Below are 20,456 nucleotides of genomic sequence, written 5' to 3'. Positions count from 1 at the left end.
TTGTTACTTAGAATAAGTATTAATAAATCATGACTTGGTTCATTTCATACTTTATGAATAAGGTAAGTTAATACTTTGTGTAAAAATAATTGAGGAGTGTATACCATTTGATAATATTTATTAAAGACACATTCACCTAAAAACAAATCCTTTGTTATTCAGAATAAGTATTAATAAATCATGACTTGGTTCATTTCATACTTTATGAATAAGGTAAGTTAATACTTTGTGTAAAAATAATTGAGGAGTGTATACCGTTTTATAATATTTATTGAGGATACATTCACCTAATACAAATCCTTTGTTACTTAGAATAAGTATTAATAAATCATGACTTGGTTCATTTCATACTTTATGAATGAGGTAAGTTAATACTTTGTGTGAAAATAATTGAGGAGTGTATACCATTTGCTGATATTTTATTTAATCTTAAAAATAGGGTAGATAAATTTGGAAGAACTAAATTACTTAAATTTATCAAAATGATAAATGTTTAGTTTGGCACTGATTGTGAATAATTAAACATAGCTTGCACAGTTTTATTTTTTCAATCCATGCAAGCTACTATCAATTATAATTTGAAATCACTTAAATCATCTTCGCTGATTTCTGAGTCAATCTGACCAACAAGATATGAGCTCATTTCTGCTTCTTGTGGTGCGACTTGTACGTTATCGGAAACAAGCCAATTGTTGATCCAAGGAATTGGGTTGGATTTTACTTCAAATGGTAATTTAAGCCCAACAGCTTGCATACGAATATTGGTGATGTATTCAACATATTGGCAAAGGATATCTTTATTTAATCCAATCATTGAACCACCTTCAAATAGGTATTCTGCCCACTCTTTTTCTTGATTGGCTGCTTGTAAGAACAGGTCATAACAATCTTGTTCGCACTCTTTGGCGATCTCGGCCATTTCAGGATCGTCTTCACCACTCCTTAGGGTGTTGATCATAAATTGAGTACCAGTTAAATGAAGCGCTTCATCACGAGCTATCAACTTGATTATTTTTGCATTACCTTCCATTAATTCTCGTTCTGCAAAGGCAAATGAGCAAGCAAAACTCACATAAAAACGAATAGCTTCAAGGGCATTAACGCTCATTAGGCAGAGATAAAGTCGTCTTTTAAGTTCACGCAAGTCGATAGTGACGGTTCGATTATTGATAGTGTGTTTACCTTCACCAAATAGGTTGTAATAACTTGCGTAGCTAATTAGGTCATCGTAGTAACCCGCAATATCACCAGCTCTTTTTTGGATTTCTTTATTGGTAACAATATCATCAAACACTACAGAAGGATCATTGACGATGTTGCGGATGATATGCGTATAAGAACGTGAATGGATAGTTTCTGAGAACGACCAAGTCTCTACCCATGTTTCTAGTTCAGGGATAGATATTAGGGGAAGTAAGGCAACATTGGGGCTTCGTCCTTGTATTGAATCAAGCAATGTTTGATATTTTAAATTGCTTATAAAGATATGTTTTTCATGTTCAGGTAAAGCCGCATAGTCGATACGATCTTGTGAAACGTCGACTTCTTCTGGGCGCCAAAAGAAAGAAAGTTGTTTTTCTATTAATTTTTCGAACATTTCATATTTTTGCTGATCATAACGAGCAACATTCACCGGTTGACCAAGAAACATTGGTTCTTTAAGTTGATCATTATGGACGTGTGAGAAGGTGCTGTAATTCATACTCATAGTCGAACTCCTAATTTTGTTTACTTTTTCACTAAATATTTGGAAAAAGTAGGAATAGTAAGGATAACTTATCGTTACCCTATACTTTTGTTATAGTGCTAAACAGGGCAATTAAATTTTACATGCTCCGCCTTCACAACCATCATCACTTGATGTGAGTTCAATATCACCTTGAATATCTTCAGCACCATCACGTGTATTATGATAATAAAGGGTTTTTACACCGTATTTATAAGCTGTTAGTAAATCAGCTAAAAGTTGTTTCATTGGTACTTTGTCATTCGGAAATTTGGTTGGATCGTAATTAGTATTTGCCGAAATTGATTGGTCAATGAACTTCTGCATAATGCCTACTAAATGCAGATAACCTGTATTATTTGGAATTTGCCAAAGTAATTCATATAAATCTTTTAATTTATTATATTCAGGTACAACTTGTTTTAAGATGCCATCTTTGGACGCTTTAATGCTGATATAACCACGTGGAGGTTCAATACCGTTAGTGGCATTGGAGATTTGGGATGATGTTTCAGAAGGCATTAATGCTGATAAAGTTGAATTACGTAAACCATGAGTTTTTATTGATTCACGTAAAGATTCCCAATCATAATGTAGTGGTTCTTTAGTGATTGTATCGAGATCTTGTTTATAGGTATCAATAGGTAAGATCCCTTGTGAATAAGTCGTCTCATTAAATAGTGGGCATGCGCCTTTTTCTTTGGCTAAGTTATTCGATGCTTTTAATAGATAATATTGCATCGCTTCAAAAGTACGATGCGTTAAATTATTAGCACTGCCGTCAGAATATTTAACGCCATGTTTTGCTAAATAATAAGCATAATTAATCACACCAATACCAAGCGTACGGCGATTAAGTGATGCGTTTTTAGCCGCAGGAACAGGATAATCTTGATAATCAAGTAATGCATCAAGGGCTCGAACAGTTAAGTCGGCAAGTTCTTCAAAATCGTCAAGCGATTCGATTTTACCTAAATTGAAGGCAGATAGGGTGCAAAGTGCGATTTCGCCTTTATCGTCATTGACATTATTAAGTGGTTTGGTTGGTAACGCAATTTCCATACATAAATTAGATTGATGTACCGGCGCAAGTTGTGCATTAAACGGGCTATGCGTATTACAGTGATCAACGTTTTGTATATAAATTCGACCAGTCGATGCGCGTTCTTGCATTAATAATGAGAAGAGTTCTACCGCTTTTACTACGCGTTTTCTGATATTAACATCTTGTTCATATTGATGATAAAGCGTTTCAAATTTCTCTTGATCGGCGAAAAACGCATCGTAAAGCCCCGGTACATCTGATGGGCTAAATAGTGTAATGTTTTCATTTTTAATGAGGCGTTGATACATTAATTTATTGATTTGTACACCATAATCCAGATGTCGAACACGGTTTTCTTCAACACCACGGTTGTTACGTAATACTAATAAACTTTCAACTTCTAAATGCCAAATTGGATAAAATACGGTAGCCGCACCACCACGAACACCACCTTGTGAACAAGATTTAACCGCGGTTTGGAAATACTTATAAAATGGGATACAACCAGTATGGAATGCTTCGCCACCACGAATAGAGCTACCTAATGCCCGAATTCGACCCGCGTTAATACCGATACCAGCTCGTTGAGAAACATATTTTACGATAGCACTTGCGGTAGCATTGATGGAATCTAAACTGTCATCACATTCAATTAGTACACAAGAACTAAATTGACGAGTTGGAGTACGGACACCAGCCATGATTGGTGTGGGTAGTGAGATTTTAAATGTCGAAACGGCATCATAAAAGCGTTTGATATAATCTAGTCGAGTATTTTTAGGGTAATTTGCAAACAGACATGCTGCCACTAAAATATATAGGAATTGGGCGCTTTCATAAATTTCCCCAGTCACTCGATTTTGAACTAAATATTTACCTTCAAGTTGTTTAACCGCTGCATAAGAGAAGTTCATGTCACGCCAGTGATCGATAATTTTATCCATTTGTTCAAACTCTTCTTGGCTATAATCTTCAAGAAGATGCTTGTCATAACGTTCGCTGGCAACAAGTTTTTTTACATGTTCATAAAGCGGTGGGGGGGTAAATTGGTTATAGGCTTTTTTACGTAAATGGAATATCGCTAATCGAGCAGCTAAGTATTGGTAATCTGGTGCATCTTGAGAGATGAGATCTGCTGCTGCACGAATGATTGTTTCATGAATGTCGGAAGTGCGAATACCATCATAAAACTGAATATGTGAACGTAATTCAACTTGAGAAACCGAAACATTATCTAATCCTTCAGCAGCCCATGTAATAACTTTATGGATTTTGTCTAGATTTATTGGTTCTTTTTTTCCATCACGTTTTGTGACTAGTATTGATTTATTCATTTTCCATCCATTTTTGTGGTTTTTAATGGTGATTATAATAATTGATATTTATCAAAATATACAATATATAGTGCCTATTAATCATTTTATTACTATATATAGTGTATTTAATAAGCGGTGATCTTTAATTTATTGACGAAAATCAATGACTACGGGTGATATTTAGAAATATGAACTTTTTTTGTCAAAAAAGGCAATGATAGGTAGTTACTTACTAAATGAGATATTGGGGAATGATAAGATCTACCTATCTATAATTACAACTCGAAATTCATATCATAAATATGAATCTATTTCGTTTATTGAGCTATATATTTAGCAATATATTATTCATTTTTATCTTGAGATTTGCTTTTATAATGCTATCTCTCAAATATAATTTTAATTAAATATGCTCAAGAACTAGGATAAGCCTTTGCTAAGGATCTCTCATTTACCTATCAGTGAATCAATTTTTTAGGTATATACAACTTTACCAAAAACTTTGTTTAAACATGCATGATTTAGTTTGATCAATTTAATATCAGTCAACATGTTTGCTTGAGCAAGAACTTTTGGTAACTATTAATATATTCAATCTAATTCTTTTTGTAGCGCTGATTTGTGCTAGCTTTATTTTGTGCTTCCAACCAAGCCAGTTTCTCCGAGTAATTTTTCTCAGCACCCCGTTGTGTTGGGTGGTAATATTTGCTGTCGGCCATTTCTGGTGGGAAGTAGTTTTCACCTGCTGCATAGGCATTAGGTTCATCATGTGCATAACGATATTGTGCGCCATAACCTAAATTTTTCATTAAACTGGTTGGCGCATTGCGTAGGTGTTCTGGAACATCATAGTCAGGTTTGGATGTTGCATCTTTCATCGCTTGGTTAAATGCAAGATAAACCGCATTACTTTTAGGTGCACATGCTAGGTAAACAATTGCTTGTGCGATAGCTCGTTCGCCTTCTGCTGGTCCAACTCGAGTAAAACAGTCCCATGCTGCTAAAGCGACTTGCATTGCTCTTGGGTCGGCATTACCGATATCTTCTGATGCAATAGCCAATAATCGACGAGCGACATATAGCGGATCTCCACCGGCGGAAATGATTCTTGCATACCAATAAAGTGCTGCATCAGGTGCAGATCCTCTAATTGATTTATGAACCGCCGAGATTAGGTCATAATAACGGTCACCTTGATTATCAAATCTTGCACTACGTTCGCCGATGACTTCTTTTAGTAATTCAGGCGTTAATGGTTTTCCATCAGACATATCAACCAGCAATTCAAGCGTGTTGAGTGCGCGTCTTGCATCACCACCAACAAATTCGGCAATCTGTTTTCTGGTTTCCTCAAGTAGCGTAATTTTTTGGTTGCCATAACCACGTTCCGGATCATCCATCGCTTGTTGTAAAATTTGCTCAATATCTTCATTAGTTAATGATTTAAGCAGATAGACTCTGGCACGGGATAGTAGTGCTGAATTTAACTCAAAAGAGGGGTTTTCTGTGGTAGCACCAATAAAGGTTACTGTACCATTTTCGACATAAGGTAAAAAAGCATCTTGTTGGCTTTTATTAAAACGATGAACTTCATCAACAAATAAAATGGTTCTTACTCCGGATTGTTGATTAATTTTGGCGCGTTCAATCGCTTCGCGAATATCTTTAATCCCTGAAGTTACTGCTGAAATTCGTTCTACTTTGGCATTAGCATGATGCGCAATAATTTCTGCTAAAGTGGTTTTGCCGGTTCCAGGTGGTCCCCAAAGGATCATAGAATGTAAATGACCTGCTTCAATTGCTTTAGGCAGGGGTTTATCTTTACCAAGTAGTTGGCTTTGACCTATATATTCAGATAAATTACGTGGACGCATCCTTGCCGCTAAAGGTTTAAATTCATCTGACCCAAATTCAAAAGAGAGACTAGGCATGCTACACCATCCAAATTTACAAAATACAGTTATTATATACTGCTTAACTGATAAGTGAAAAAGAAAAGAAAATATCTTTCACAGCTAACAGAAAAACGGTAATATTTTGAACTAAATTAAAATGATTGTTTAATTTATTGTATTAAACAAAATGCATAAGGATTGGTAATGAAGAAGTTTTTAATTTTAATTGGGTTAATGACAAGCTGTGCAGCATGGGCTGGTGATAAAGAGGTGTTGCAAGAGCGATTAGCTAAAATTGATGGGTTTTATGCTCGATTTTCACAAGATGTGAAAACAGCCGATAAACAACCAGTTCAACAAGGTAAAGGTGATTTGTGGGTAACAAGGCCTTATTACTTTAATTGGACAATGACTGAGCCAGACGAGACGTCAATCATTTCAGATGGGCGTAACATGTGGGTCTATACTCCAGCTGTTGAACAAGTTAGTGTAATGAGCTTAAAAAAATCGGTGGATAATCGTTTAATGCTTTTGATTACGGATAGTCATAATCCTATTTGGAATGCATATACTGTTACACGTAAACAAGACTCTTTTACATTGAAACCAACTGATGGTTCTAACCAAGATTTTGTTATTTCTGTTTTGCCTACTGGGATGATTTCAAATTTTACGATTATCGAGGAAGATGGTCAGCGTAGTTTTTATGATTTATCTCGTCAAACCCTAGGTAAGGTAGCACTTGATAAGTTTAAGTTTACTCCACCAGCTGGAGTAACGGTTGATGATCAGCGTTAATGGTTTAAACAATAGTTAATTATTTAACTTTTGCGAATTAATACACTTTGCGCAATGGCGCAAAGTGTATTGCCTTTAATAGAATCTACTCATTTTCATTAATACTAATAACGGGGTTATCTGAAAATAGATAGTGATCTCGTTTTGTTTCAAAATCTTCGCTAGCAGCATCAAATAACATTTTTTTGGTGTTTTCTAGATGTTGCCACATGGCTAACTTAGCCGCTTTGGGATCACGATTAATTAGCGCATCTAATATTTTGTCATGTTCATCCCACCAGCTTTCAATGTCTTGTTGTTGTACATGTTCATGAAGTTTTTTCCATAATGGGTTTAATGTTCTTTGCTGCCAAGCTTCTTGAACGATGGTAATTAAAGCGGTATTCCGTGTGATCATGGCAATCTGTGTATGGAATTTTAGATCCCAATCAGAATCACGATAATGATCTTCTTTTTTAGCATTATGTTGAATTTCTAATAATTTGACGATGTCGTCTTTAGTAATTTGTGTTGCTGCAAATTCGGCAATGTTACTTTCAATAAGTTGGCGGGCTTGCAATAATTCAAAAGGCCCTGTCGTAGAAAAATTTAATCCTTTTGGTGAAGTTAGAATATTGGTCTGTAAACTATTAGCTATAACATGAATTCCAGAGCCTTTTCTTGCATCAACATAACCTTCAACTTCAAGCATAATAATAGCTTCACGGACAACTGAACGACTTACTTTTAGTTCTTCACATATCAATCTTTCAGATGGTAATTTGCTTCCTACTGGATAAATGCCGTCAATAATTCGGTTTTTAAGTTCAGTTGCGATAACTTGATAAAGTCTTTGATACTCGTGCTGTTCTTGGGTCATGATGAATTTTGCATAAATCCTTTAAGTTTTTTTAGACTTTTAAAATAACATCTAATTGCTACAAATTAAATAATGTTGTTCCAATTTTTTTAATTAAATTTTTTAGTTACAAACTTTTTAGTTTAAAAAATATCCCTTTAATTATTAGGGATATAGTTCATTTTTGTGATGTATGTCAACTTTTTTAGTTGTCAGGCATGTTATTATGCGCCAAAATATCTATATATTTAGGAGCAATTAAAGATGTACAAAACGATAAAAAACCTACGATGGTATATGATAGCATTAGTCACCGTAGGGACAATTCTTGGTTATCTTACGCGAAATTCGATTGCGGTAGCCGCCCCGGTTCTTAATGAAGTAATGGGATTAACAACGCAGCAATATTCATATGTGGTAGCTTCGTACTCAGCTTGTTATACCATAATGCAACCAGTTGCCGGATATATTTTGGACTTGTTAGGCACGAGAGCGGGATATGCGGTTTTTGCTATTTTGTGGTCAGTATTTTGTGTTAGTACCGCATTTTCAGGTAGTTGGATCGGACTGGCTTTTGCTCGAGGTGCTGTTGGTGCAACAGAAGCAGCAATGATCCCTGCGGGACTTAAAGCGACTAGTGAATGGTTTCCGGCAAAAGAAAGGTCGATCGCGGTTGGTTGGTTTAATTTAGGTTCATCAGTGGGCGCCATGATCGCACCACCATTAGTTGCATGGGCAATTTGGTTCCATAGCTGGCAATGGGCATTTATATTGTGTGGTTTATTAAGTTTTATTTGGGGAATTTTTTGGTTAATTCTTTATCGTCACCCTACAAAACAGAAACGTCTTTCTGAAGAAGAAAAAAAATATATTTTATCTGGTCAAGAAGCGAGTCATCAAACTTCAAATAATGAAAAATTACCAGCAAGTAAAATTTTAACTAGCCGCCGTTTTTGGGGAATTGCTCTACCAAGATTTTTAGCAGAGCCTGCATGGGGTACCTTTAATGCGTGGATTCCGTTATTTATGTTTACGGCTTATGGTTTTGATTTAAAACAAATCGCTATTTTTGCTTGGATGCCAATGCTTTTTGCTGATGTTGGATGTGTTCTTGGTGGTTATATGTCACCATTTTTCCAAAAACATTTTAAAGTAAGCTTAATTAATTCAAGAAAAATGGTAGTGACGGTTGGTGGTGTGCTTATGATTGCACCTGGTCTGATAGGTCTATTTTCAAGTCCTTATGTTGCTATCTTTTTATTCTGTATTGGTGGTTTTGCTCACCAAGCATTATCAGGAGCATTAATTACTTTATCGTCTGATGTATTTGGCCGTAATGAAGTGGCAACAGCGAATGGATTTACCGGCATGGCTGCATGGCTAGCTAGTACTATTTTTGCACTTATTGTTGGTGCACTTGCTGATACTGTTGGCTTTTGTCCTTTATTTGTAATTTTATCTTGTTTAGATCTTTTAGCTGCCTTAGCGGTTTGGACTATTTTGAAAGAACCATCATCAGATCAAAATTAATCAATAAATTAATAAGATTACAGGATGTATTTTCCTGTAATCTTTTAATAGTTAACTACTATTTATGGAGAATAAAATGAGTTTTTTAACTGAAAACTTTTTACTAGATACCGAATTTTCTCGTCAGCTTTATCATGATTTTGCTGCTGATCAGCCAATTTTTGATTATCACTGCCATTTACCACCGGAACAAATTGCTAAAGATTATCAATTCAAGAATTTATATGATATTTGGTTAAAAGGTGATCATTATAAATGGCGTGCAATGCGTACCAATGGTGTTGCAGAAAAATTCTGTACTGGTACTGATATTAGTGATTTAGACAAATTCAAGGCTTGGGCAGAAACTGTTCCTCATACTATTGGTAATCCTTTATATCATTGGACTCATTTAGAGCTTCGTCGTCCTTTCGGTATTGATAACGTTCTATTATCTCCTTCTACAGCAGAGCAAATTTGGAATACTTGTAATGAGATGTTAGCGACTCCAGAGTTTACAGCTCGTAGCATCATGAAAAAAATGAATGTTAAGATGGCAGGTACAACAGATGATCCTATTGATGATTTAGCTCATCATAAAACTATTGCAGAAGATAGTTCATTTGATGTTAAAGTTTTACCAAGCTGGCGTCCAGATAAAGCATTCAATATTGATTCAGAATTCTTTGCGGCATATATGGAAAAACTTTCTGCAGTAGCCGATGTTGAAATTTCAACATTCCAAGCGCTTTGTCAGGCTTTATCAAAACGTATGGATCATTTTGCTGCTCATGGTTGTAAGATTTCTGACCATGCATTAGATACAGTTGTTTATGAAGAAGCTACTGAAAAAGAGTTAGATACCATTTTAACTAAACGTTTATCTGGCGAAGTTTTAACAGCTAAAGAAGTTGCTCAATTTAAAACTGCTGTACTTATTTTCTTAGGTGTTGAATACAACAAACGTGAATGGGTTCAACAATATCATATAGGTGCATTGCGTAATAATAATTCAAGAATGTTTAATTTAATGGGGCCTGATGTTGGGTTCGATTCTATTAATGATTCACCTATTGCTCAACCACTTTCTCGTCTATTAGATGCTCAAGCAAAACAAGATGCATTGCCAAAAACGATTTTGTATTGTTTAAACCCTTCTGATAATGAAATTCTTGGTACGATGATTGGTAACTTCCAAGGAGCAGGTATTCAAGGAAAAATGCAATTTGGTTCAGGCTGGTGGTTTAATGATCAAAAAGACGGCATGATTCGTCAAATGACACAGCTTGCTCAACTTGGATTATTAAGCCGTTTTGTTGGTATGTTAACCGATAGTCGTAGTTTCTTATCTTACACTCGTCATGAATATTTTAGACGTATTTTATGTCGAATGATTGGGCGTTGGGTTGAAGATGGCGAAGCACCACGTGATATCCAATTATTAGGTCAAATGGTTAAAAATATTAGTTTTGATAATGCTAAAAACTATTTTGGTATTGAACTAAGCTAAAAAGCATTAAGTCGTTGTGATTAGATTAATTAAAGAAGAGTTAGAGTAATGAAAACATTAAACAGAAATGATTTTCCGGGTGCAAAATATACGACACGTGTTGTTCAGTTTGGCGAAGGTAATTTTTTACGTGCATTTTTAGATTGGCAGTTAGATATTCTTAATGAAAAAACTGATCTTGATGCTGGTATTGTTGTGGTTCGTCCGTTAAATACGGACTTCCCACCATCATTAAGTATTCAAGATGGGTTGTATACAACGCTTGTTCGTGGTTTAAATGAACAAAATGAAACAGTGAAAGAGTTTAGATTGATTCGTTCCGTTAATAACGAAATCAATGTATATACTCAATATGATGAATATCTTGAGTTAGCTAAAGATCCGAATATTCAGTTTATTTTTTCAAATACTACCGAAGCTGGTATTAGTTATGTTGAAAGTGACAAATTAACAGATAAACCTGCAACGAGTTATCCAGCAAAATTGACTGCATTTTTATATGAAAGATTTGTTCACTTTGCCGGCAGTAAAGAAAGTGGTTTGATTATTATTCCTTGTGAATTAATTGATTATAACGGCGATGCACTTAAAAAATTAGTACTTAAATATGCGAATCAGTGGAACTTGTCAGACCAATTTATCAATTGGCTTGAAAATGATAATTTATTCTGCTCAACTTTAGTAGATAGAATTGTTCCAGGATACCCAAAAGCACAAATCGCTGAGCTTGAGACTGAATTAGGTTATAAAGATAACTTTATTGATTCAGCGGAATATTTTTATCTATTTGTTATTCAAGGACCGCAATGGCTAGCTGAAAAATTATGCCTTGATAAATGCAATATGAACATCAAAATTGTTGATGATATTAAACCGTATAAAGAGCGTAAAGTAGCTATTTTAAATGGTGCTCATACTGCATTAGTTCCTGTTGCTTATTTATCAGGTATTGATACTGTTGGCGAATCAATGAATGACGCTCAGATTTTATCTTATATAAAAGAAACCATTTTTGATGAAATTATCCCTGTTTTAGATTTACCTCATCAAGAATTGGTTGATTTTGCTCAATCAGTTATTAGTCGTTTTAAAAATCCATTTATTGAACATCAGTTGATGTCAATTGCTTTAAACAGTATGACTAAGTTTAAAACACGTATTCTTCCTCAATTAATTAATTATCAGAAAGAAAAAGGAACATTGCCTAAACATTTGGTGTTCTCTTTTGCTGCATTGATCGCATTTTATCGTGGTGTGCGTAATGGACAAAGTTATCCGTTACTAGATGATGCAATCTGGTTAGAACGCTTCAGTAATAGTTGGACAGCCATTGCAGAAGGGAAAAGTTCATTAGAGGATTTAATCAAAGTTGTTTTAGGTGACACGGCTCATTGGGAGCATGATCTATTAGCTATTCCTCAATTAGCACAAACGTTAACACAATATTTAACCGTCATAACCGAAGAGGGAATGCGTCAAGCAATTGAAAAATGTGTTAATGGTAGCAAATAACATGAGTGATTCAATGGTTAAATATATAAAAATAAACAATAAAGATAATGTCGGTGTGGCATTATCTGATTTAGAAGCACATGAAGAAAATATCGTTGTTGATGGACAGGTAATTGATCTAAAAGAGCCTATTAAACAAGGGCATAAATTTGCACTTATCGATATCGACCAAGATGAAAATATTATTAAATATGGCTTACCAATTGGTCATGCTACTCGCTTAATTAAAGCTGGAGAGCATATTCATTCTCATAATTTAAAAACCAATTTAAGTGATATTAATGATTACAAATATCAACCTACTTTATCGAAAAATGATCTATTGCATGAGATTACCGATAAGGAAGTACAAATTTATCGACGTAAAAATGGTGAAGTTGGTATCCGTAATGAACTCTGGATTATTCCAACTGTAACTTGTATAAACGGGATAGCAGAACAAATTGTTAAACAGTTTTGTGATGAGTTAAATAATCAATTAGAAATTGATGGTATAACTGTACTTGAACATCCTTATGGCTGTTCTCAGCTTGGACAAGATCATCAAAATACTAAAACTATTTTACAAAATTTAGTCAAACATCCTAATGCTGGTGCTGTATTGGTCATCGGACTTGGTTGTGAAAATAATCAGGTTTCAGAATTTAAGGCTAGTTTAGGTGAATATGATGAATCTCGAGTTAGATTTTTAATCGCTCAGCAAGAAACCGATGAAGTTGAATCAGCATTGGCTCATTTAAGAGAACTTTATGCCATTATGAAGCAGGATAAACGTGAAGTAGGGCATTTAAGTGAATTGAAATTTGGATTGGAGTGTGGTGGTTCTGATGGTTTTTCAGGTATTACAGCTAATCCAATGCTTGGTCTGTTTTCTGATTATGTTATTGCTCATGGTGGAACGAGTGTTCTTACTGAAGTACCAGAAATGTTTGGTGCTGAGAACATTTTGATGTCACATTGTATTGATGAGTCGACTTTCGACAAGACTGTACACATGATCAATGATTTTAAACAATATTTTATTTCAAATAATCAACCAATCTATGAAAACCCTTCTCCTGGGAATAAGGCTGGTGGCATTACAACTTTAGAGGAGAAATCTTTAGGTTGTACGCAAAAAGCGGGTGGTAGTGAAGTTATTGATGTTCTTAAATACGGTGAAATGTTAACTAGACATGGATTAAATTTACTAAGCGCACCTGGTAATGATGCAGTAGCTACTGGTGCTTTATCAGCAGCTGGATGTCATATGGTGCTTTTCACTACAGGAAGAGGCACTCCATACGGCGGCATTGTGCCAACAGTCAAAATTGCAACTAATACACAATTAGCTGAGAAAAAAGCCAATTGGATCGATTTTAATGCCGGTAAACTGATACAAGGAGTCTCCATGCAATCTTTGTTGATAGAGTTTATTGACTATATCGTTCTTATTGCTAACGGGAAACAAACACGAAACGAAATTAACAACTTTAGAAATTTAGCCATATTGAAAAGTGGTGTAACTCTATAGATAAAAATCCAAGAATAAATATCCACGTCATTAAGTCCTTCGGGACTTGATGCGAGGGACCGTTTTTTTTAAATATTATAGGTATCTTTTATGAGTAAGGAAAAAAATAATAAAATTACATGGTTAGTAAGATTTTCATACGGCAGTGGTAATTTAATTGGTAGTGGTGCATTAGCAATTAGTGGCGCTTGGCTACTCTATTTTTATACCACTTTTTGTGGATTAAGTGTGGTGCAAGCTGCATTAATTTTTTCGATCGCTACTTATTTGGATGTCATACTGAATCCATTGATGGGCTTTATTACAGATAATTTCTATCAAACTAAAATTGGGCAACGTTTTGGACGACGTCGATTTTTTATTTTGATTGGTATTCCATTAATGGTCATTTATCCTATGCTATGGATTGATGGTATGGGGTTTTGGTATTACTTAGTAACATATATTTTATTTGAGATTATTTATACCAGCATCATGATTCCATTTAATACGTTACCTGTGGAAATGACATCTAACTTTTCAGAACGTACTTATTTAACTGGTTCAAAAGCAATGTTTGGTAAAGTAGCTAATTTCTTAGGTGCAGCAATACCAGGTGTATTCTTTTATTTCTATAGTAAGGAATCCGCAACACCATTTTTGTTAACTGGGATCACTTATGCCACTATCATGATGTTAGCTTTGATTTTGCTTTATTGTAATAGTTGGGAAAAACCTAAAGAAGAAGTAAAAGATGAATCTGTTCATAGCTTTTTTGAAGCAATTAAAAAGCTTTTTATCGATATCTTATCAACATTCCGTGTTAAAACTTTTAGAACGCATTTAGGAATGTATTTATTCGGATTTGGTGCTGAGTGGTTATTTACTGCGGTATTTACCTATTTCATCGTATTTAGTTTAGGTGAACCTCGTTCTTTTGTTGCTTCAATGAATTCATTAAGTAGTATTTGTCAGCTGGTTTCAACCGCATTTTTTATGATGTATTGTGCTAAGAAAGGCTTCAAAAAACCATTTATTATCGCATTACTCATTGTTATTTCATCGATGATTGGTTATGTCGGTATTTATTACTTTAATCTGCCTCATATCACTTGGATTGTAGTGGGGATTACAATTTGGTTTGGTTTGGGTACTGGTGGTGTTTACTATATTCCTTGGAGTGTATATGTATTCTTAGCTGATGTAGATGAGGTTGTAACTAATCGACGTCGTGAAGGGGTATATGCAGGAGCAATGACCATGGCAGGTAAACTAGTTCGTGCTTCAATTGTCTTTGTGCTTGGTATGATATTAAGTGCTTATGGCTTTGAATCGAAATCACATGTACAGCCACAAAGTGCGATTGATGCTATTAATGGTATTATTTTATACGGCGTAGTAGGAATGGCATTAATTGGGGCATTCTTTGCTTGGAGAATGAAGCTCGATCACTCTACTCATTCCATCATTATCAATGAAGTTGCTCGTATTCGACAAGGTGGCAAAATGGAAGATGTTACGCCTGAAACACGAAAAGTGGTTGAAGAATTATCTGGCATCGCTTACGAAAAATGTTTCGGTAATAATAACATTGGATTTAAGCAAAAAGAGACCACAACTAATTAAAGCAAAATATTTATCAGGATCAGTATGCTGATCCTATAACCTAAAGCTGCAAACATTAGAGTAAATTAAAATGTTTGTAAAAATATAAAGGATAAACTCATGACGACTATATCTGTAAAAGATTTTGGCGCTATTGGTGACGGAAAATCAATAAATACTCAAGCTTTTGAAAAAGCAATTCAACATATTGATCAATTAGGTGGTGGAACGCTAATTGTTCCTGTTGGTACCTATTTTACTGGGGCAATTAAGCTTTGTAGCAACATAACGCTTGTTATTGAGCAAGGGGCGACTTTATTATTTTCTGATGATGCTAAAGATTATCCAGTTGTTAATTCTCGTTGGGAAGGGGTTAAGCAGGATGTGTATATGCCTTGTATATACGGCCAACATATTGAAAATGTGGTTATAACTGGAAATGGTAAAATTGATGGTAATGGTCAAAAATGGTGGCATACATTCCGTCATGATCGAAGCAATCTTAAATATCCAAGACCTTATTTAATTGGTTTTGATTTTTGTGAACGAGTTACAATTGAAAAAGTTTTTCTAACTCAATCACCTAGCTGGACTGTTCATCCGATGGAATCAAATAATGTCGTTGTCGATAATATTTCAATTCTTAATCCAGCTGATTCACCGAATACCGATGGTATTAACCCTGAATCTTGTCGTAATGTGAGAATTTCAAATTGTTATATTGATGTTGGCGATGATTGTATTGCAATAAAAGCAGGCACTGAAGAAACAGCTGAAAAAAGTCCATGTGAGAATATTTTAATTACTAATTGTAATATGATTCATGGTCATGGTGCGGTGGTTCTTGGTAGTGAGATGAGTGGTTGCATTCGTAATGTAACTATTACAAATTGTGTATTCCAAAAAACCGATCGAGGTGTAAGATTTAAAACTCGTCGAGGTCGAGGAGGAACTATTTCTGATATCACATTTAGTAATATTGTAATGGATGAAGTTTTATCGGCATTTGTTATGAACTACTATTATTATTGTGGTCCAAAAGGAAATGATCCAATTGTTTGGAATAAAGATGCTCTACCCGTTAATGAGTTTACACCAGCATGCCACAATATTAGCTTTTCAAACATTATTGCTAAAAATGTTCGTGCTTATGCCGGCTTTTTATATGGTATTCCAGAATCTCCTATTTCTAATATCTCTTTTGATAATATCCGTGTTTCAATGCAACAAAATGCTCAAGCAGGCGAGGTTGATATGTTTAAAGATGTCAAACCGGAGGCTGGTAAAGGGTTCTTTATTGAGAATGCACAAAGTGTTTTATTTAATAATGTCATTATTGATAATATTGTGACTGATCCACTATGTGTAAAAAATAGTGAAGAGGTACATATTAATCAGTCTTTTGTTAAGCAAGACGGTAAGTTAATAAGCTTGAAAAGTTAAATATGATATTTAAAATAACCGTTGCCGTATTGGTAACGGTTATTTTTTAAATTTTTATTAGCTTTACCATTATATCTTGCTATTAATATTCTTGAATGTAAAAATTTTTTGTTTTAATTAAGTATGATTTCTTCATTCAATTTTTTATCTTCAATCTTTTAATACTGTTTATTCTTATTATTTGCATTCCTGACAATTTTCTTTTCTCTTTCTCGAAAACAAAATAATTTTGATGTAGATCACATTTATCTAATAAAGCCGTTAAAGCTAAATTTTTAGCTATTCATACTCAAAACAGTGCTTAACTCTTTATAGGATAAATTATGACAAGTGCATTTTATAAAAAACCAACTTATTGGTTTGCTTCGTTTTATAGCATTATGTATTACGCGGCGGGTAGTTTTGTTTTTTCTTTTTATGCAATATGGCTTAGTAAAGAGATTGGTTTAACAGCAAAACAGACTGGTATTATCTATTCTTTTAACTATTTTATTTCGTTAATTATCATGATTATTTATGGTGTTTATCAAGATAAATTAGTCTTAAAAAAACATCTAATTTGGTTTCAAAGTGTCATCATAACATGTGCTGCACCTGCATTAATCTATGTTTACGAGCCACTTTTAAGACATAATTTTTATGTTGGTGTTATCTTTGGCAGTTTCTTCTTAGGTTTTGGTTGGGTTGCCGGTATGGGCTTGATCGATTCTTACTGTGAAAAAATCAGCCGTGCTTTCGATTTTGAATTTGGACAATGCCGGACTTGGGGTTGTATTGCTTACGCAGTGGGTACCTTTATCGCTGGTATTTTAATTAGTATCAATCCTCATCTTAACTTTTGGGCTGCTTCAGTGGTCGGTATCTGTTTTATGATACTCAATTTGAATTTCAAACCAGATTTAAGTAAATCATCGGCAGCAGTATTTCAGAAGAAAGATAAACTAAGTTTTAATGAAATTGTTTCAGTCTTTGGACTGAAAAAGTTTTGGATATTTGTTGTTTATGTACTTGGTACTTATAGCTTGTACAACATTTATGACCAACAATTATTCCCTGTCTTTTTTACTCAGCAGTTTACCGATGTAAATGATGGTTATCGCTTATATGGTATTTTGAATTCATTTCAAGTCTTTTTAGAAGCAGCTGTTATGTTTTGTGTGCCATTTGTGGTTAACAAAGTTGGTGCAAAAAATGCATTAATCTTTGCTGCATTTATCTCTGCAACTCGAATATTTTTAACAGGTCATGTTGAAAGTATTGCAATTATTTCCGTAATCAAACTTATGCACTGTTTAGAGATCTCAACTATTTTAGTCTCAGTGTTTAAATATATTGATAACAATTTCAATGCACGCTTGTCAGCTACAGTGTTTTTGATCGGTTATCAAGTAGCCGGTTCAGTAGGCGTAATATTATTTTCTACCTTTGTCGGTAATTTTTATGACACTGAAGGTGCTGCTACTACGTTTAATTATTTAGGCTTAGTTGTTTTAGGCTTCATGATATTTGCTATGGCCTTCTTAAGTCGTGATAGAAAGTCAGACAAAATTGAAAATGAAAGTAATTAAGCAAACGAAATTTATATTTTAATTAATAATATTTGTTAAAACTTATTAAGGACGCAAAATGAATATATTTGATTCAGTAACACAGTTTCACTTCGAACAAACAAGAACTATTTCACCTGAAAATTTGACTGGTGAAAAGGGTAAATCGTGTATGAAAGCTAGTGCTTTAGGTCCATGTAGGAAAGGACAAGGTTTTATATCCATTCCTGCTGGTGAAAAAGTGACTATTGCTGAAATTACTGGCCCAGGGGAAATTCGTCATATGTGGTTTACTTTAACTGATAAAACACATCGTGGAAGCTTTGTATTACGTGATGTTGTGATTCGAATTTATTGGGATGATGAAACTGTTCCTTCAGTGGAAAGTCCTATTGGTGACTTTTTCTGTAATGGTTTTGGTGCGAGATGTGATATTAATTCTATGCCAATAGTGGTTAATCCAACAGGTGGTTTTAATAGTTATTTTAGAATGCCATTTAATAAAAAAGCTAGAGTTGAAATTCACAATGAACATGAAGCTGATTTGCAACATTTCTTCTTTGCTATTAATTATGCGTTGATGCCAAAACCATTTGAAAATCCACTTTACTTTCATGCTCAATGGCGTCGTCAACGTGTGACTAATCATGCACAAGATTATGTCATATTAGATAATGTTCAAGGTTATGGTTATTATGTAGGTACTTACTTAGCTCTTACAGCTTTAGAGCGTTATTGGTGGGGAGAAGGGGAGTTTAAATTCTATCTTGATGATGATAGCGATTATCCAACACAACATTCAACTGGTTCAGAAGATTACTTTGGTGGAGCTTGGGCATTTCATAACCGTGATAGCCAAGGTCGTCCAAAAGCGAAATGTTTCCAAACAATGTTTATGGGATATCCATATCAAACAAACCGTGATGCAACACGTGACTTTTTCCAAACTGGAGATTCTAATCCAGTACATGGTTTTGGTGATGATGGTTTGCCTTCACATGGTTTATATCGTTGGCATCTTCCAGATCCAATTGCATTTCACAAAAATATCAAATTAGCGTTTCAACAAATCGGTAATGATGATATAAGACTATATGAACGTTGTGATGATATTGCGAGTGTTGCTTATTGGTATCAAAGTCCATCGGTGAACCACAATCCAGTGTTCCCGAATAAACAACAACGTACTCCACGTTAGTATTAAGGTGATCTATGGCGAGTAATAAACTAAAAATTAATGATATTGCTCGTTTGGCTGGCGTGTCGGCAACGACCGTCAGTCATATATTCAACAAACGAGATAAAAAATATCGTATTTCTCCACAAACTCGGCAAAGAGTCTTATCGATCGCAGAGAAATATAGCGATCAACCCCATATTCGTCAATATTTGGTGAAAGCTAACAGCACCAATACGATTGGTGTTATTGTCCCCGATATGTCAAATTCATTTTTTTCTATGTTTTTGCATCATCTTGAATCATCTTTTCGGCAAAAAAATATCCAATTATTAATTACTTGTAGTCACTATAATAAAGAGGTTGAAATCAAAGTAGCTCAAAACTTAGTAGAGCGAAAAGTTGATGCGATGATTGTTGTAACCTCATTAGACAGTGATAAATTGTATGTAGATATTAATCAAAATACACCGGTACTACTTTTTGACCGTTATCTCAAAGATACCGTATTACCCTTTATTACAAGTGAATCATTACAGTCTGTAAGTGATTTAATTAAGCCTTATGCAAAGAATTTAGACGAATTTTATTTTATTGGTTGTGATATTCAGTTAACTTCGATATGTGCAAGACTTGAGGGTTTCAGGCGTGGCTTAGAAAGTGTGGGATTAACTGTAAAATCAGAATGGATTGTGAGTGATGATTATTCTCCTAATAAAGGTTTTGAATTACTTAAAGGTGTTCATGAAAGGTTAGGCCGAATGCCAAAAGCTATTTTTACACCATCAGGTAATTTATTGGAAGAGGTCTTAGGTTATTTGGTTACAGCTAGAATTGATCCTGAGCAGGTGTATTTGTGTTCTTATGATTACAATAACTATCTTGGCTATTCGTATTATCCGATAGATGCTATTGTACAAGATATCGAAAATATGGCGCTAACTTGTGTAGATGTGGTTGATGATTTGCTAAATTTTAAAGAATTAAAACATCTAGAATTTTTTATTGAGCCACAAATTATACGCCATCGTTAATTTAAACGT

14 protein-coding genes are annotated in these 20,456 nt (G+C 34.4%); 10 read left to right on the top strand and 4 right to left on the bottom strand.

Features of this window, described 5'->3' with window-relative positions:
• Window positions 1–571: 571 nt before the first annotated feature.
• The 3 genes from nrdB to A9G08_RS10590 form a co-directional block, all read right to left on the bottom strand.
• Entirely contained in the window at window positions 572–1,702 is a 1,131-nt protein-coding gene (nrdB, locus tag A9G08_RS10600) for a class Ia ribonucleoside-diphosphate reductase subunit beta (protein WP_065563756.1), read from the bottom strand.
• A gap of 117 nt (window positions 1,703–1,819) precedes the next feature.
• The gene (gene nrdA, locus A9G08_RS10595) at window positions 1,820–4,105 is read right to left on the bottom strand and encodes a class 1a ribonucleoside-diphosphate reductase subunit alpha (protein ID WP_065563671.1); all 2,286 of its coding nucleotides are present in this window, start codon (window positions 4,103–4,105) and stop codon (window positions 1,820–1,822) included.
• Window positions 4,106–4,683: 578 nt separating this feature from the next.
• On the bottom strand, window positions 4,684–6,018 hold the full coding sequence (locus A9G08_RS10590) for a replication-associated recombination protein A (protein WP_065563670.1): 1,335 nt from the start codon (window positions 6,016–6,018) through the stop codon (window positions 4,684–4,686).
• A gap of 168 nt (window positions 6,019–6,186) precedes the next feature.
• Between A9G08_RS10590 and lolA the strand changes: the two genes are divergently transcribed.
• Window positions 6,187–6,780, top strand: a complete 594-nt coding sequence (gene lolA, locus A9G08_RS10585; RefSeq protein ID WP_065563669.1) for an outer membrane lipoprotein chaperone LolA — start codon at window positions 6,187–6,189, stop codon at window positions 6,778–6,780.
• A gap of 85 nt (window positions 6,781–6,865) precedes the next feature.
• Here lolA and exuR read toward each other — a convergent pair whose 3' ends face one another.
• Window positions 6,866–7,639: a transcriptional regulator ExuR gene (gene exuR, locus A9G08_RS10580; protein WP_065563668.1), complete on the bottom strand. Its 774-nt coding sequence runs from the start codon at window positions 7,637–7,639 to the stop codon at window positions 6,866–6,868.
• A gap of 243 nt (window positions 7,640–7,882) precedes the next feature.
• Here exuR and A9G08_RS10575 point away from each other — a divergent pair, with 243 nt between their 5' ends.
• The 9 genes from A9G08_RS10575 to A9G08_RS10535 all read left to right on the top strand — a co-directional run bounded on the left by A9G08_RS10575 (window position 7,883) and on the right by A9G08_RS10535 (window position 20,447).
• Window positions 7,883–9,148 (top strand): MFS transporter, encoded by a 1,266-nt coding sequence (locus tag A9G08_RS10575; RefSeq protein ID WP_065563667.1) that lies wholly within the window; start codon window positions 7,883–7,885, stop codon window positions 9,146–9,148.
• 76 nt (window positions 9,149–9,224) lie between these two features.
• Entirely contained in the window at window positions 9,225–10,637 is a 1,413-nt protein-coding gene (uxaC, locus tag A9G08_RS10570) for a glucuronate isomerase (RefSeq protein WP_065563666.1), read from the top strand.
• A gap of 48 nt (window positions 10,638–10,685) precedes the next feature.
• Window positions 10,686–12,149: a tagaturonate reductase gene (locus A9G08_RS10565; protein ID WP_065563665.1), complete on the top strand. Its 1,464-nt coding sequence runs from the start codon at window positions 10,686–10,688 to the stop codon at window positions 12,147–12,149.
• 13 nt (window positions 12,150–12,162) lie between these two features.
• Window positions 12,163–13,662 carry a UxaA family hydrolase gene (locus tag A9G08_RS10560; protein ID WP_065563755.1) on the top strand — a complete coding sequence of 500 codons (1,500 nt, stop codon included), beginning with the start codon at window positions 12,163–12,165 and terminating at the stop codon, window positions 13,660–13,662.
• Window positions 13,663–13,752: 90 nt separating this feature from the next.
• Window positions 13,753–15,267, top strand: coding sequence for an MFS transporter (locus tag A9G08_RS10555; RefSeq protein WP_065563664.1), 1,515 nt, complete (start codon window positions 13,753–13,755; stop codon window positions 15,265–15,267).
• Between the two features lie 99 nt (window positions 15,268–15,366).
• Window positions 15,367–16,689 (top strand): glycoside hydrolase family 28 protein, encoded by a 1,323-nt coding sequence (locus tag A9G08_RS10550; protein WP_065563663.1) that lies wholly within the window; start codon window positions 15,367–15,369, stop codon window positions 16,687–16,689.
• A gap of 323 nt (window positions 16,690–17,012) precedes the next feature.
• Window positions 17,013–18,257 (top strand): oligosaccharide MFS transporter, encoded by a 1,245-nt coding sequence (locus A9G08_RS10545; RefSeq protein ID WP_065563662.1) that lies wholly within the window; start codon window positions 17,013–17,015, stop codon window positions 18,255–18,257.
• A gap of 58 nt (window positions 18,258–18,315) precedes the next feature.
• Window positions 18,316–19,434, top strand: a complete 1,119-nt coding sequence (locus tag A9G08_RS10540) for a glycoside hydrolase family 172 protein (protein WP_065563661.1) — start codon at window positions 18,316–18,318, stop codon at window positions 19,432–19,434.
• Window positions 19,435–19,448: 14 nt separating this feature from the next.
• The gene (locus tag A9G08_RS10535) at window positions 19,449–20,447 is read left to right on the top strand and encodes a LacI family DNA-binding transcriptional regulator (protein ID WP_065563660.1); all 999 of its coding nucleotides are present in this window, start codon (window positions 19,449–19,451) and stop codon (window positions 20,445–20,447) included.
• Window positions 20,448–20,456 lie beyond the last annotated feature (9 nt).

It is taken from the genome of Gilliamella sp. wkB195 (assembly GCF_001690445.1).
GTDB classification, from domain to species: Bacteria; Pseudomonadota; Gammaproteobacteria; order Enterobacterales; family Orbaceae; genus Gilliamella; species Gilliamella apicola_E.
This window is presented reverse-complemented; position numbering and strand designations above follow the sequence as displayed.

Bases quoted from the DNA above. Each gene is read 5' to 3' on its own strand.
- A9G08_RS10565 (WP_065563665.1), top strand. From the start codon at position 10,686: ATGAAAACATTAAACAGAAATGATTTTCCGGGTGCAAAATATACGACA.
- A9G08_RS10575 (WP_065563667.1), top strand. From the start codon at position 7,883: ATGTACAAAACGATAAAAAACCTACGATGGTATATGATAGCATTAGTC.
- nrdB (WP_065563756.1), bottom strand. From the start codon at position 1,702: ATGAATTACAGCACCTTCTCACACGTCCATAATGATCAACTTAAAGAA.
- nrdA (WP_065563671.1), bottom strand. From the start codon at position 4,105: ATGAATAAATCAATACTAGTCACAAAACGTGATGGAAAAAAAGAACCA.
- A9G08_RS10540 (WP_065563661.1), top strand. From the start codon at position 18,316: ATGAATATATTTGATTCAGTAACACAGTTTCACTTCGAACAAACAAGA.
- A9G08_RS10535 (WP_065563660.1), top strand. From the start codon at position 19,449: ATGGCGAGTAATAAACTAAAAATTAATGATATTGCTCGTTTGGCTGGC.
- A9G08_RS10560 (WP_065563755.1), top strand. From the start codon at position 12,163: ATGGTTAAATATATAAAAATAAACAATAAAGATAATGTCGGTGTGGCA.
- A9G08_RS10590 (WP_065563670.1), bottom strand. From the start codon at position 6,018: ATGCCTAGTCTCTCTTTTGAATTTGGGTCAGATGAATTTAAACCTTTA.
- uxaC (WP_065563666.1), top strand. From the start codon at position 9,225: ATGAGTTTTTTAACTGAAAACTTTTTACTAGATACCGAATTTTCTCGT.
- exuR (WP_065563668.1), bottom strand. From the start codon at position 7,639: ATGACCCAAGAACAGCACGAGTATCAAAGACTTTATCAAGTTATCGCA.
- A9G08_RS10545 (WP_065563662.1), top strand. From the start codon at position 17,013: ATGACAAGTGCATTTTATAAAAAACCAACTTATTGGTTTGCTTCGTTT.
- lolA (WP_065563669.1), top strand. From the start codon at position 6,187: ATGAAGAAGTTTTTAATTTTAATTGGGTTAATGACAAGCTGTGCAGCA.
- A9G08_RS10555 (WP_065563664.1), top strand. From the start codon at position 13,753: ATGAGTAAGGAAAAAAATAATAAAATTACATGGTTAGTAAGATTTTCA.
- A9G08_RS10550 (WP_065563663.1), top strand. From the start codon at position 15,367: ATGACGACTATATCTGTAAAAGATTTTGGCGCTATTGGTGACGGAAAA.